We start from the raw sequence: 13,239 nt of genomic DNA on the forward strand, positions 1-13,239 counted from the left end.
GCGGGGCGAGAACGAAGAACCCCCTGGGGCCCTCGGCAGCCCGGTCCTCACCGCCAAGATGCTCGGCGTGCGCTGAGCCGTCCACCGCGTTGATCACCACCCCTCCGACGGCCCCAACTCCGCTTCGGCCGCCTCGGTGAGCTGCTCGGCAAGCGCACCGTTCCGCCGAGCACGTCTTCCAGCACATCCCGTGAAGCCTCGCCGTGCGGCCCCCGCCGAGCTCGTGCGCCGTCCGCGCGAGCGCGTCCTCGTCCCGAGCGACCAGCCCGACGCGCGTCTCCTGCCCGACGGTCAGCATGACCGCGATCTGCTGCGCCCGTCGCGGCCGCTGTGCTCCAGGTGCGGGCGAGGTTCGTCGAACCGGCTGGCGATGCCGCGGCAACGCTCAAGCCGTCTGATGCGGCGTTCGACCACGTTGCGCTCTTTGTGGAGGGCCGAGCGACGGACAGGCCTTTGGACGCCCTCGAGGCCAGTCGCAACCCAGCCACCGGAGAGCATTGAGCGAGCGTTCAGACCTTGATCAGCTGTTCGCTCGTCCCCCACAGGCGCTGCGCGGACAGGGGATCGATGGAGTGCGGCACGACGTTCTGGGATCGGATCAGGTCGGCGCCCTGGGCGGTGGGATCGGCGGCGGCGTCCAGCGGCGAGATGTCGTTGTCCCTCAGGTAGACGCCGCCGGTGCCGGCGAGCAGGGGGCTGGTGGCCCCGAACACGATGGTGACGGCTCCCTGTTGTGGTGTCTTCTTCCCGCTCTCGGGGTCGATGATCGGCCGGCCGGACTCGTCGACCAGGCCCATGGCCAGGTTCATGGCCTGCACCTGATCCGCGGGCATCGAGTTGCCCAGATTCGTGCCGACGATGATGCCCGGGTGTGCGGCGTAGCCGCGGATGCCATCGGGCGACCACCGGCGGTCGAGTTCGACGGCGAACAGCACGTTGGCGGTCTTGGACTGGGCATAGGCGAGGTGGCCGTCAAAGCCGGTGGCGAAGTGCGGGTCGTCCCACCGGATGTCGGAGATGCGGGTCGCGCCGGAGGCCGTGTTGACCACGCGGGCGCCGCCGGCCGCGCAGTGCGGGCAGCAGGCAAAGAGTCAGCTGAAAGTGGCCCAGGTGGTTGGTCGCGAACTGTATCTCGCAGCCGCGCGCGTCCAGGATCCGTTCGGCGGGAGCCATGATGCCGGCGTTGTTCAGCAGGATGTGGAGCGGGCGGCCGGAGTCCAGGTAGCGGTCGGTGAAGGCGTCGACGGAGGCCGGGTCCAGCAGATCCAACCGGTCGAGCTCGACACCTTCCATCCCAGCCAGCGCTAGCGCCGCGCGTCCGGTGTCGCGTGAGGCGACGGTGACGGAGGCGCCGGCCTTGGCCAGCGCGCGGGTGGCCTCCAGACCGAGCCCGACGTGGCCGCCGGTGACGACGACGTTCTTGCCGGACAGGTCGATACCGGTGAGGACCTCATCGCGGTTTCGCGGCACGGGGCCCTTGGGTGGCGCGCGCTCCCATCGAGGACCCGCTGAAGTTCATCGCGATGGTGGACGGCTGCGCTCGCCTGACCACCGACGGCGCCGGGCCGATCGAGCTCGAGCCGGGAGACGTCGCGATCCTGAACAATCGGGCATGGCTCGAGCAGAAGGGCCGGCACCGGCGACGGGCCGCCACAGCAGATCCGGCCGGAGGAGAACTTCACCCGGCTCTCCGGCGCCGAACGGGCACCGACGACGTCGTCATCGGCATCGCCGTCGACCTCAACCCGGCCGGCCAGGCGCTGCTGCAGCAGGCGCTGCCGGCCCTGGGCCACGTCCGCGCCTGCGCCTCCCCCACCGCGGCGGCCGACCTGCGCGGCAGCCTCGACCGGCTCTTCGACGAGGTGACCGGAAACCGGATCGGCGCGGCGTTCGCGATCCGGCAGCACGGCCAACTTCTGCTGCTGGAGGTGCTGCGCGCCTACCTCGACCAGGCCGAACCACCTCCGGGATGGCTGCGGCTCCTGACCGACGAACGACTGAGCCCGGCGCTGCGCCTCATGCACACCGAACCCGGAAAGCCCTGGCGCCTGCACGAACTGGCCCACGCAGCAGCGATGTCACGGACGTCCTTCGCCGAACGCTTCCGGACCGTAGCGGGCCAACCCCCGCTCACCTATCTCCACCGGTGGCGAATGCTCCTGGCGCAGCGGGCTCTGCGCGACGAAGACGTGCGCATCGGATCGCTGGCCTCAGATCTCGGCTACGCCTCCGAGAGCGCCTTCAGCACCGCGTTCAAACGGGAACTGGGAGCCTCACCCCTGCACTACCGACACCGAGTACGCGCTCAGATCCCAACCGTGCCCAGCCGGAGGCAGACACCGGTGCAGCAGGCGCGAACCGACCCGAGATGAGCGTGACGGATGCGGGCATTGCACCCGGTCACAGCCCGGTCCACGAACACAACTCCTTGGCGTCCATGGGCCTCGAGCCCACAGCCCGCTCCAAGACGATCGTCTCATGGCGATCATTAGCCTTAGTGACCATGGACGTTGGTGACGGCGACACGGCTTGATGAGCTCGAAAGGATGAGGACCTCCTGGCGAGGTGTGTGTCCCCGTAACACGAGCCTGCCGATGCCGCCGGCGCTGTCGAAATAAGGGAGCGGGGCCGCGCACCAGCGGGCTCACGCCGCCGGCATCCGGTCAGGACGTGCCGTCGCCGTCCTCGGGGGCGAGCCGCACCCAGACGGCGGCGAGGTTGCGCAGGTCGTCCTCCTCGAGCCGATCGAAGAAGAGCCTGCGCAGGTCGCTGTGCTGCTGCCTCCACGCCTTGCGCAGGAGCGCCCGCCCGTCCGCGGTCAGGACCACCTCGAAGCCGCGGCCGTCGTCGGCCGACCGGCGCCGCTCGATCAGGCCCTGGCGCTCCAGCCGGTCGGCGAGCCGGGTGAAGCCGCCCGTGGACATCAGCCGGCGCTTGGCGAGCTCGGTCATGCGCATGCCGTCGCGGCCGGCCTCTCCGAGCAGGGCCAGGACGCTGTACTCGGCCATGCTCACGCCCAGAGGAGCAAGGCCGGCTTCGATCTCGCGCCAGATCCGGTCGTGCGCGTACAGGAAGCCGCGCCAGGCTTCGTCCTCGAGCTCGCTCAACCGCGCGGTCGCCATACATCGACACTACCGCCCCGCCCATCACCGCCACGACCGGCCGTGCAGGCACGGACAGGCCGAAATATTTATCTGCACAGATAAATCGATGATCGAGTGGCGCGGACATATGGTTGAAGAGTCAACTACTTTAAGGAGCGGATCATGGCGACCGCACTCGGACTCGGCCTTCCGCAGAACCACCAGTACGACCTCGGCAGGGACGTGACCGACGTGGCGCGCGCCGCCGAGCGGATCGGATACGAAAGCCTGTGGGCCTATGAGCGGGCTCTGTTCCCCGAGCCCGCGACCCAGGGCCTGTACGGCATGCCGGGGGTGCCCTGGCCCGATTCCTACCGTGGCGTGGCCGAGCCGCTGGTGACGCTGGCCCTCGCGGCGGCGGCCACCGAACGGGTCCGGTTGGGCACCAGCGTGCTCGTGGCACCGCTGCACGGGCCGTTCCAACTGGCCAAGGCGCTGGCGACCCTGGACGCGGCGAGCGGCGGCCGGGTACTCGCCGGTTTCGGCACGGGCTGGTCCGTGGACGAGTACGCGGCCGCGGGCACCCGTCCCTTCGAGGAGCGCGGCAGGGCGCTGGACGAGGTGATCGCGGTGTGCCGGGCGGTGTGGGGTCCGGACCCGGTGACCTACGACGGTGAGACGACCCGGATCGCACCGGCGGTGGTCGGACCCAAGCCCGCCCGCCCGATCCTGATCTTCCTGGCCGCGGGCGGCAAGCGGGCGCTGCGCCTCGTCGACCATGCCGACGGCTGGCTGCCCCTGGCCACCGGCATCGAGGAGGTCACCGCCCAGCGGCACGCCCTGCGGGCACTCGCGGCCGAACGCGGCCGCACCGAGCCGATCCGGATCGCGCTGCGGAGCAACCCGCAGTACACGCCCGAGCCGTACGAGGGCGACGATCGCGCTCCGTTCCAGGGGGACGCCGAGCAAATTGCCGAGGACCTCGCCGCCTACGCGGCCAACGGCTTCGAGGAGATCATCGTCGACTTCCAGCAGAGCGTCCGCGACGCCCACGAGTTGAAGGACGTCGCCGCAGAGGTCTACGAGCGGGCGCGCGCGGCCGGGGTCTGAAACACCGGCCGGCTCGCCGGGGGCCCTCCGCACGGCTTGCTCCCGGCTTCCGGACCTGCCAGCACTCGGAAACTATGTAGGCAGGCTACGTAGCCTACCTTATCAGTTAGGCCGTCCAATGGGTCGCGGTGGCAGCCGCGTAAACCGCCGGTCGTTGGAAAAGGACGTCGTGATGACGGGTGAATCGACGCAGCGGGCGTCGGATGCCGCGCAGGCGGCGGCCGAGGAACTGGCGATGGTGGTCCGCCGCCTGATCCGCCGGCTGGGTTCCGCGCCGACCGGCGGGCTGACGCCGGCGCAGCGGTCGGTGCTGCTGCGGCTGGAGAAGGACGGCGCGTCCTCCACGACGTTCCTGGCCATCGCCGAGGGCGTCCGGTCGCAGTCGATGACGGCGACGCTCAAGTCCCTGGACGCGCTCGGGCTGATCGAGCGCCGGCCCGACCCCGGCGACGGCCGCCGGCAGATCATCACCCTGAGCGCCCAGGGCCGTGACCGGGTCGCCCGTGACCGCCGGGAACGGCGCTCGTGGCTCGCCGAGGAGATGGACCGGCGATTCGGGCCCGAGCAGCTGGCGACGATCAACGAGGCGCTGTCGCTACTCGGTGAACTGGCGGACCAGCGACCTCCCGGCCCGGCCCGACCGGTCGCCGCCGACCCCGGGTCCGGCCCCTCCGACGCTTCCGTCAGAGCCGTCACCGCTCCTTCGAGCGGCGGCGAACCCTCGCCGCCCGCCCACGAAAGGCTTTCACCATGACCACGGCCCGGACGACCACGCTCGACCCCGGAAGCGATCTGTCCCAGGTCATGGAACTCGCGCAGCAACTGCGCGTGGACTCGGTACGCGCCAGCACCGCGGCCGGCTCCGGGCATCCCACCTCGAGCCTGTCCGCGGCCGATCTGATGGCGGTCCTGATGACCCGCCATCTGCGCTACGACTGGGAATCGCCGGACAACCCCGAGAGCGACCACCTCATCTTCTCCAAGGGGCACGCCTCTCCCCTTCTGTACGCGATGTTCAAAGCGGCCGGCGTCGTCAGCGACGACGAGCTGACCAAGACTTACCGCCGCTTCGGCCACCGCCTGCAGGGGCACCCACCCCCGTACTGCCCTGGGTGGACGTGGCCACCGGTTCCCTGGGGCAGGGCATCGCCTACGGAGTCGGCATCGCGCTGGCCGGCCGCGAACTGGAAGACCGGCCCTACCGGGTGTGGGTGCTGTGCGGAGACAGCGAGATGTCCGAAGGTTCGGTGTGGGAGGCCCTCGACGCAGCAGGCCACCACCGGCTGGCCAACTTCACCGCCCTCATCGACGTCAACCGCCTCGGGCAGCGGGGCCCCACCGAGCTGGAGTGGGACACCGGCGCCTACGCCCGCCGCGTCGAGGCGTTCGGCTGCCGCGCGATCGTGATCGACGGGCACGACCTGCACGCGATCGACCAGGCCCTGGCCACCGCCGCCGACGGCCAGGCCCCGACCGTCATCGTCGCCAAGACCGTCAAGGGCCGCGGTGTGGCCGAGGTCGCCGACAAGGAGGGCTGGCACGGCAAACCCCTCCCCGAGGACATGGCCGACCGCGCCGTCGCCGAACTGGGCGGACTCCGCCACCTGCGCGTCCGCGGCCCCCAGCCGCCCGAACCCGCGCCCGTCCCCGCCCCGGACGTCCAGCCCGTCATCCTGCCTCGCTTCGACATCGGCGAGAAGGTCGCCACCCGCGCCGCCTTCGGAGCTGCGCTGGCCGCCCTGGGCGCCCGCCCCGACGTCGTCGCACTGGACGCCGAGGTCGGCAACTCCACCCATGCCGAAGACTTCGAAAAGGCCCACCCCGAGCGGTACTTCCAGACCTACATCGCCGAACAGCAGATGATCGCCACCGCCGTCGGCATGGCCGTCCGCGGCTACCGCCCCTACGCCACCACCTTCGCCGCCTTCCTCACCCGCGCCCACGACTTCATCCGCATGGCGGCCGTCTCCCAGATCACCATGGCACTGTGCGGCACCCACAGCGGCGTCGAGATCGGCGCCGACGGCCCCTCCCAGATGGGCGTCGAAGACCTCGCGATGATGCGCGCCATCCGCGGCTCCACCGTCCTTTATCCGAGCGACGCCACGTCCGCGGCCGCCCTGACCGCCGCCCTCGCCGACCTCGACGGCGTCTCCTACCTGCGCACCACCCGCGGCGCCTACCCCGTGCTCTACCGCAGCGACGAGACCTTCCCCGTGGGCGGCTCCAAGACCCTCCGCCACAGCGAGCACGACCAGGTCACCCTCATCGGCGCCGGCGTCACCCTGCATGAGTGCCTCGCCGCCGCCGAACACCTCGCCGCCGACGGCATCCAGGCGCGCGTCGTCGACCTGTACTCCATCAAGCCGATCGACACCGCCGCCCTCACCGCCGCCGCCCGGGAAACCGGTGCTCTGGTCGTCGCAGAAGACCACCACCCCGAAGGCGGGATCGCAGAGGCCGTCCTGTCGGCGCTCAGCACCGCCGGCGCCCACCCCGCCTTCGCCCACCTCGCCGTCACCGGCCTGCCCGGCTCCGGCACCACCAGCGAACTCATCGAAGCCGCCGGCATCTCCCGCACCCACATCGCCCAGGCGGCCCGTGCCCTGGTCAGGCGATAACAAGGGGCCCGATAGCAAGGGTCCGGGGCTTCCATTGTCGATTTCCGAAGTCCTCTGCACGGATGTCCAAAGTCCTCTTCACTGAAACGGCAGACGGCAGACGGCAGACGGCAGACGGCCTCAGGGCTATCGGTCGAGACCGGCTGCGTAACGCATCGCCTTCCGGGCGCGGGTCGCGGCCGATGGGTCTTCGAGCAACTGGATCTCTTGGTTGGCGGCCATGGAAAGGCCGCTCAGCGTGGTGGCGACTTCCTTCGGCGGGCGGTGCGGGCCGGGCATTTCGGCCTGGGCGGCGGCGACCTCGGTGGTCAGCTGTTCACGCCAGGAGGTGAGGATGCTTTGCAGCCGGTCGCGCAGGGGGCCGGGGCGGCCATCGAGTTCGGAGGAGGCGGCGGTGACGAAGCAGCCGCCGGGGAACGGGCAGTCGGCCAGGTAGTTCACCCACGCCGTGATCAACCGTTCGAGGCGGCGCCGGCCGGGCGGCATGTCGGCCAACGGTTCGACGACTACCGCGCGGAAGACCGTGCTGGCCTGTTCGAGCGCGGCTTGGAGCAGCCGCTCGCGGGAGCCGAAGGGGCCGATCAGCCCGGCTTTGCTCATGCCGAGGTGCTGCGCGAGGGATCCGACCGTCAAGCCTTCCAGGCCCACACGAGATGCCTCGTCGACCGCGGCCCGCACGATCCGCGCACGAGTCCGCTCCGCTTCGACCACTGAGCGACGGGGAGACATACAGCTGAGCATAGCGAACGACCGTACGCTATTGTTGGCGTACGACCGTTCGCTATATGTTGGGTGCCTTTGATGGGAGTAGGACCGTGGACCTGACTGACCTCCTGCGCTTGGACGCGACCGCACTCGCCCTGATCGGCCACGACGTGGCACTGATCCCGGATTCCGCGTTGGCGAACCCGACGCCGTGCGAGGGCTGGACGGTTGCGGATCTGCTCCGCCACATGAACGAACGCCACGACGCTGTGGCCCAGACCGTGCTTGCCTCCGTTAAGGAAAGTGACGACCCGCGCGATGACTTCGCCCGCATCGCAGCGCGCTGGATGGCTGCCCTCGAAAAGACCGGCCAGACCGTGGAGATCCCGTGGCGAGGGCCGACATCGACTGAATGGGTGCTCGGCGTCCACGTCGTCGACATGTTGGTACATCGCTGGGACCTGGCCAGCGCTCTTCAGACCCCACTGGTCGTACCGGCCAGGCTGGCAGAAGCCGCGTTGCCGCTCGCCCGAGCCAACACCGCCCCCGGTAGTCCCCTGAACGGACCCGGTGGTGCCTATCGTCAGCCCTTCGCCGAGGACCCGACCAACTCGGTGATGGACAACATCGTCGCACTCCTCGGCCGGAACCCCCGATGGTCCGCCCAAGATCACGAACGATAGGTGGTGGTGGCTGGCACGGTGGCAGGGGCTGCTGTCCGGTTGCGCGTTCGAGAGCGCGGTAGACGGTGGCGCGGCCGACGCAGAAGACCTCCAACAACTCGGCGATGGTGTAGTCCCTGACTGTGAACACGACTACGGGAATCGACATCGTCTGCAACCGCGCACACGTTCGGATCAGCGTTTGGGGGCCCGGTACTTCTTGAGCAGAGCGGTGATCTTCTCGTGGTCGGCGCCGCCATTCAGTTCGGTGAGCAGGTCATCTGGACACAGTTCGTTGAGCTCTCCCCACCATCGGCGTGCCTTGGTGTCCCAGATCCAGTAGCCCAGGGGCAACCGATGAGTAGGAGGCGGTACGTAGCGAGAGGAGTGCCAGGCGGGGAGCTGTGCTCTGGGGTAAAGCCGCAGCGCTGCGGATCGCAGTCCGCCTTGCGGCGCCTTATGCCGGCCCGCCCGGTCTCGCGAGGTAGCGGTGCAGGGAAGTTTTGGGGATGCCGGTCTTGGCGGCGATGACGCCGAGAGAGTCGCCCTGGGCCTTCAGTAGTCGCGCGTACTCGATCTTGTCTTCCGGGTGGGCCACGGGTCGACCGATCTGGCGGCCGGCGGCTTGGGCGACGGCTCGGGCGTGGGCGGCGCGTTCGGCGGTGAAGGTGCGTTCCATCTCGGCGAACAGCGCCAACAGCAGGAACGCGATCCGGCCCATGCCCTCGTCGGCGGTGTTGATCGGCAGCGGGTCGGCCAGGGACCGCACACCGATCTCTTTCTCGGCCAGCTCGTGCACGAGGTTGAGGACCTCGCGTAGGTTGCGGCCGATCCGGTCGAGGGTGTGCACGACGATGGTGTCGCCGGATCGGGCGTAGGCCAACAGTTGGTTCAGGCCGTCACGGTCGATGGTGGCCCCGGTCTTCTTGTCGACGTAGATCCGTTCATCGCCGATGCCGACGGCGGCCAGGGCGTCGAGTTGGCGGGTGAGGGACTGCTTGGTGGTGGAGACGCGCGCGTAGCCGAGCTCCAGTCCACCGGTGGGGTGATCGTTGCCGGTTCCCATCCCGAGATCGTACCGGAAATCATCTCCGTACTCCGGTTTCGGAACGCTACTTGTGGAATGAATTTCGGAACGAGCGGTGTCCGGCAGTGTCCGATCTTTGGAAGATCGGTGACACGCCGCCGGAGCTGTTCCACTTCCAGGAAGTGGAACAGCCGGTCAGAGCACGTCCGCGCAGCCAAGTTCGCGAGTGTCAGGCAGGAGCTCCTTCGGGATGCACCAGTCGATCAGGAACCGCCGTTCCCGGTCGAAGTCGGGAAGAGTCCGGCAGCGGTGGGTGAACAGGGTGAGTAGCCGGCGGGCGGTGGCCGAATCGGTGCGGGCGGCTTCGAAGACCGCCTCGGCGTCGCGGCGGAACTGCACCCACGGGTCATCGGTGGTAGCAGGTGGCTCTCCGTTGTAGACGGGCTGGTGCGGTTGGGCCGTCAGTAGCGGGCCGAGGGTGCCGCGCGGGGTGATCGCGCCGGTCTTGGCCAGGTGCAGCGCGGTGGCGGCGGCGGTGAGCATCGCGTCTTGTTGGTGATCGTGCAGTTGTTCCTACGGTCGCCATACCGTGATGCCGCCGCGCGGTGGGTAGCCGCTGGCCTCCCAGATCTGGTCCAGCATGCGCGCGGAGGTGACACGGAGGCGGGAGGTGGAGATGCTCACCTCGTCGATGAGGGTGCGCAGGAGGCGCAGCCAGACCCCGAGGTGGACCGGCCGGGCGGGCAGGGTGACGGCGCCGATGGTCAGCGCCTCCCAGGTGAGCCGGTCGACGGCGGCCACGGGCTCGGGGGCCGGCCGGGCGGGGGTCGGCGCGCCTAGGAGGTGCCCGATGCGGACGGTGCCCTCGGGTTCCAGAAGGCAGCCGTGGTCGGGGCAGCTGAGCATGAGCAGCAGCCCGGCCGTGAGTGCGACGCCCTGGTCGGGATCGGTCGCGCACTCCGGCATACGCGGGGAGGTGCCTGGTGGGGTTCTTGATCCACCGGCAGCCAGGGCAGCCACCGCCCGACGGTGTTGGTGCCGGTCTCCCCGCGGTGCAGCAGGACCGAGTCCTGGCGGGTGTAGGTGTCGAAGGCCCCGGGGCCTTGGTCGGGGTCGAGCGTGTCGGCCAGCCAGGGCACCCACCCGGCGATGGTCATCAGCCGCAGCTCGGCCGTCTGGGTGTCCGTCCGCTCGGCCAAGGCGTCCAAGACTTGCGGCGGCGGGTCCCAGTCCACAGCGTCCTCGGCCACCGTCGCAGCCAGTGCCGAGGCGGGGCCGAGGTTGTGGTCCAGCAGTTGCCGGACCGATAGGTCGTAGGGCGCGGCGAGCCGGGCGAGCCAGGATGACAGGGCCTCCCCCGGGGCGGGCGGCGGGTGCAGCGGCCACCGCCGGGTCCCGCCGGATCTCATGCCAGTTCGCGTTCGAACAGGCGCCGTCGCTCCGTCGGCCCGGCGTAGTCGGCCATGAGCAGAGTGCGCTGGTTGATCGCCTCTTCGCCGGACTCGATCGCCGCGACGCCGGCGTCGGTGAGCAGCGCGGCCAGCTCACCGATGGTGCCCTCGCTGCGGGCCAGCAGATACTCGACCATCTCCGGGGTGGCCAGGTGGGAGCGGCGGCGCAATGGGAACGCCGCGGCGAAGCTGGCCAGCAGCGCGCCGGCCTCGGCGTCGGGCTCCCAGCGCGGCAGCACGAAGGGAGCGAACCGGTTCTCCAACTGGTCGTCGGAGCGGACGGCCAGGTAGGCGTCGCGGGTGCCGACACCCACCAGCGGGATGCGCAGCTCGTTGCCCAGGAACCGCAGCAGGTTGAGGAACTCGCGGCGCGCGTCGCCGCGTCCGGCCAGCGCGTTGTGCAGCTCGTCGATCACCAGTACCCGCACGCCGCTCTCGCGGAGCAGCCGCAGCGTCAACTGCTCCAGCACCGGCAGCACCTGCCGCGGCCGCAGCGGCGCCCCGAGCGCGCTCAGCAGCGCGGTGTAGAAACGCGCCACCTTCGGGTCCGAGGGCATCTGCACGACCAGGACCGGGATCTCCTCCCGATCAGGATGCGGGACCGGCGGATGGGTGCGGCGGAACTTCTCCACGATCATCGACTTGCCGTTGTTGGTCGAGCCGATCAGCAGCAGGTTCGGCATCCGCTGCTTGGCCGGCCGGGCCAAGAGCTCCTCCAGCCGGGCGACGGCCTGGGTGGCGCGGGTGTAGCCGATCCACCGGTCCGCCCGCACGTAGGCCAACCGCTCGGCCGCGGGCGGCCGCGCCACGCGCCGGGCCGCCTCGTGCAGGTGGGATAGGTCCTCCGGGTCGCCGATCTCCAGCTCTGCGGTCACCACTGCTCGATCACCTCGAACGGCCGGGCGGGGGCTCCTGCCGCCCGACTAGCCCCACCGGGTGGTGGCGGTACCGGCGCGGGTGCCGGCCGGGCTGGTCTGGCCGAGCGGCGCTGGGCTTGGCGCCGCGCCTTGCGGGTAGTGGCGACCGCGGTGTCGGTGATCTGCCGCATCTGCTCCACCATCGCGAGCGGCGTGTGCTCGTCGACCTGGTCGCGGCCGCTCTCACGCAGCCGGGCGATCGCGGCGCGCTACTCCCACACGCTGATCGGCGGCCGCGACAGCGTCCGGTACGGCACCTGCACATAGGCGCCGCCGTCCGGGTCCAGCGCCCAGATCCGGGAGATGTCGCGCGGGTCGCGGCGCAACACGAACTTCTCCAGCCGGTCGCGGCGGGCGATCCACGGCTTGAGCGCGTCGCTGAAGTACTGGACGTGGTCGATGGTGAACCCGGTCCGTGTCAACGTGCGGCGGATCACCGGCAGGAAGTCGACCAGGAACGCCGTCTCGCCGGCCACCATGGCCGGACGGCCGCCCTCGGCCACGCCCTGCTCCCACCGCCCTGCCGGGTTCTGCTTCAACGTGCCGTGCACCTGCCCGTGGTAGGACGCCACCGCCAGGGCCAGCCACTTGTTCAGCTCGGCGACGGTCAGCACCGCCCTGGCCTGGCTGTCGTAATCGCCGCGCTCGGCCGGGTTGGAGAAGGTGGTGCCGGGCAGCTCGTGCACCATCTCCATCATCGTGCCGATCAGCCGCTCGACGATCCCGCCAAAGTGCGGCAACCCCGGTGGCCGGTACTCCAGCGCGATCCCGTGCTGGTCACAGCCCCGCCGCAGCGCCTCGCTCTTGAACTCCGCCGCGTTGTCCACGTAGATCATGCGCGGCTTGCCGCTCATCGGCCAGACCGCCTGCACCCCGAGCCGTTCCAACCAGGTCCGCTTGTCGGTCACCGTGTGCGCCAAGCACAGCCCCACCGACAACGCCGAGGGCGGCTCCAGCATGACGACCAGCCCGACCACGCACCGCGACGCCACATCGATCGCAACCGTGATGTACGGCCGCCCGATCGGCAGGCGGTACCGATCATCCACCACCTCCACATCGACCACCGTGTGATCCATCTGCACCTGCTCCAGCAGGCCCTCGACCACCGGCGGCCGCCCGCCCGCCGACCGCAGCACACGAACCCGATCCGCGCTCTCCCGCACCGTGGCGACCGCCACCGGGTCCAGCCCCTCGATCCACCGCACCAGCGTGTTCCTCGCCGGGACCGGCAGCCCCCGAATCCGGCACTGCCGCACCACCTCGTGGTAGACCACCGCCACCGACCGTCGCTGCCTGCTCAGATACCGCGACCCGACAACCTCGACCAGCAGCGCCTCCACCTCCGCCGACAACCGGCCCCGCCCCCGCCCACCACTTGAGGTCCCCGGCAGCAGATCCGTAGCCACGCCTTCGCCCCGGCGCCACCGGCTCAACAGCGCATACACCTGCCGCCGGGAAATGCCCAGCTGAGCGGCGGCGTCATCCGCCGCGTCCACACCGACCCGCGCCCGCAGCGCCAACAGGCCGATCACCTCCGCCCGCCGCACCGCGACCGCCCATGCCTCTCCCGAGGCCGTCAGCACCCCCCGTTCAACCACCTCCGTCAGCCCCTCGTCCAAGCCACGACCTCACCGTTGCGCACACGAGTACGGACGAAGAG

General features: G+C 70.2%; 15 protein-coding genes and 2 pseudogenes. 6 read left to right on the top strand and 11 right to left on the bottom strand.

Annotated elements, in window-relative coordinates; all coding sequences use genetic code 11:
• Window positions 1-509 precede the first annotated feature (509 nt).
• Both F9B16_RS53840 and F9B16_RS53845 read right to left on the bottom strand, forming a co-directional pair.
• On the bottom strand, window positions 510-1,049 hold the full coding sequence (locus F9B16_RS53840; protein ID WP_318839211.1) for an SDR family NAD(P)-dependent oxidoreductase: 540 nt from the start codon (window positions 1,047-1,049) through the stop codon (window positions 510-512).
• Window positions 973-1,470, bottom strand: a complete 498-nt coding sequence (locus F9B16_RS53845; RefSeq protein WP_318839212.1) for an SDR family NAD(P)-dependent oxidoreductase — start codon at window positions 1,468-1,470, stop codon at window positions 973-975. Before F9B16_RS53845 ends, F9B16_RS53840 begins: the two co-directional genes overlap by 77 nt.
• Window positions 1,471-1,481: 11 nt before the next feature.
• Between F9B16_RS53845 and F9B16_RS02355 the strand changes: the two genes are divergently transcribed.
• The gene (locus tag F9B16_RS02355) at window positions 1,482-2,372 is read left to right on the top strand and encodes a helix-turn-helix transcriptional regulator (protein WP_225991273.1); all 891 of its coding nucleotides are present in this window, start codon (window positions 1,482-1,484) and stop codon (window positions 2,370-2,372) included.
• 291 nt (window positions 2,373-2,663) lie between these two features.
• On the opposite strand, the gene F9B16_RS02360 is transcribed toward F9B16_RS02355, so the two are convergent.
• The gene (locus F9B16_RS02360; RefSeq protein ID WP_225991274.1) at window positions 2,664-3,122 is read right to left on the bottom strand and encodes a MarR family winged helix-turn-helix transcriptional regulator; all 459 of its coding nucleotides are present in this window, start codon (window positions 3,120-3,122) and stop codon (window positions 2,664-2,666) included.
• Between the two features lie 144 nt (window positions 3,123-3,266).
• Between F9B16_RS02360 and F9B16_RS02365 the strand changes: the two genes are divergently transcribed.
• The 4 genes and pseudogenes from F9B16_RS02365 (at window position 3,267) to F9B16_RS02375 (ending at window position 6,814) form a co-directional block, all read left to right on the top strand.
• Window positions 3,267-4,193, top strand: coding sequence for a TIGR03619 family F420-dependent LLM class oxidoreductase (locus tag F9B16_RS02365; RefSeq protein ID WP_151538136.1), 927 nt, complete (start codon window positions 3,267-3,269; stop codon window positions 4,191-4,193).
• A gap of 172 nt (window positions 4,194-4,365) precedes the next feature.
• Window positions 4,366-4,947 carry a MarR family winged helix-turn-helix transcriptional regulator gene (locus tag F9B16_RS02370; RefSeq protein ID WP_151538137.1) on the top strand — a complete coding sequence of 194 codons (582 nt, stop codon included), beginning with the start codon at window positions 4,366-4,368 and terminating at the stop codon, window positions 4,945-4,947.
• Between the two features lie 50 nt (window positions 4,948-4,997).
• Window positions 4,998-5,228, top strand: a pseudogene (locus tag F9B16_RS53500) (transketolase); the annotation flags it as partial.
• 83 nt (window positions 5,229-5,311) lie between these two features.
• The gene (locus tag F9B16_RS02375) at window positions 5,312-6,814 is read left to right on the top strand and encodes a transketolase (protein WP_264159673.1); all 1,503 of its coding nucleotides are present in this window, start codon (window positions 5,312-5,314) and stop codon (window positions 6,812-6,814) included.
• Window positions 6,815-6,940: 126 nt separating this feature from the next.
• On the opposite strand, the gene F9B16_RS02380 is transcribed toward F9B16_RS02375, so the two are convergent.
• Window positions 6,941-7,525 (bottom strand): TetR/AcrR family transcriptional regulator, encoded by a 585-nt coding sequence (locus tag F9B16_RS02380; protein WP_225991275.1) that lies wholly within the window; start codon window positions 7,523-7,525, stop codon window positions 6,941-6,943.
• A 104-nt stretch (window positions 7,526-7,629) separates the two neighbouring features.
• Here F9B16_RS02380 and F9B16_RS02385 point away from each other — a divergent pair, with 104 nt between their 5' ends.
• Entirely contained in the window at window positions 7,630-8,202 is a 573-nt protein-coding gene (locus tag F9B16_RS02385) for a TIGR03086 family metal-binding protein (protein ID WP_225991276.1), read from the top strand.
• A 174-nt stretch (window positions 8,203-8,376) separates the two neighbouring features.
• On the opposite strand, the gene F9B16_RS50620 is transcribed toward F9B16_RS02385, so the two are convergent.
• The 7 genes and pseudogenes from F9B16_RS50620 to F9B16_RS02415 all read right to left on the bottom strand — a co-directional run bounded on the left by F9B16_RS50620 (window position 8,377) and on the right by F9B16_RS02415 (window position 13,198).
• A complete protein-coding gene (locus F9B16_RS50620) occupies window positions 8,377-8,535 on the bottom strand; it encodes a hypothetical protein (RefSeq protein ID WP_192808577.1) in 159 nt (52 codons plus the stop codon).
• 103 nt (window positions 8,536-8,638) lie between these two features.
• Window positions 8,639-9,247 carry a recombinase family protein gene (locus tag F9B16_RS02390; protein ID WP_151538139.1) on the bottom strand — a complete coding sequence of 203 codons (609 nt, stop codon included), beginning with the start codon at window positions 9,245-9,247 and terminating at the stop codon, window positions 8,639-8,641.
• Between the two features lie 156 nt (window positions 9,248-9,403).
• The gene (locus F9B16_RS02395; protein ID WP_151538140.1) at window positions 9,404-9,751 is read right to left on the bottom strand and encodes a hypothetical protein; all 348 of its coding nucleotides are present in this window, start codon (window positions 9,749-9,751) and stop codon (window positions 9,404-9,406) included.
• A gap of 30 nt (window positions 9,752-9,781) precedes the next feature.
• Window positions 9,782-10,174: a hypothetical protein gene (locus F9B16_RS52325; RefSeq protein WP_225991295.1), complete on the bottom strand. Its 393-nt coding sequence runs from the start codon at window positions 10,172-10,174 to the stop codon at window positions 9,782-9,784.
• A gap of 41 nt (window positions 10,175-10,215) precedes the next feature.
• A pseudogene (locus F9B16_RS54000) lies at window positions 10,216-10,617 on the bottom strand (TniQ family protein); the annotation flags it as partial.
• Window positions 10,614-11,534, bottom strand: a complete 921-nt coding sequence (locus tag F9B16_RS02410) for a TniB family NTP-binding protein (RefSeq protein WP_225991277.1) — start codon at window positions 11,532-11,534, stop codon at window positions 10,614-10,616. The pseudogene F9B16_RS54000 and the gene F9B16_RS02410, both read right to left, overlap by 4 nt.
• A gap of 251 nt (window positions 11,535-11,785) precedes the next feature.
• Entirely contained in the window at window positions 11,786-13,198 is a 1,413-nt protein-coding gene (locus F9B16_RS02415; protein ID WP_225991278.1) for a Mu transposase C-terminal domain-containing protein, read from the bottom strand.
• Window positions 13,199-13,239 lie beyond the last annotated feature (41 nt).

Source organism: Actinomadura montaniterrae, from assembly GCF_008923365.1.
GTDB classification, from domain to species: Bacteria; Actinomycetota; Actinomycetes; order Streptosporangiales; family Streptosporangiaceae; genus Spirillospora; species Spirillospora montaniterrae.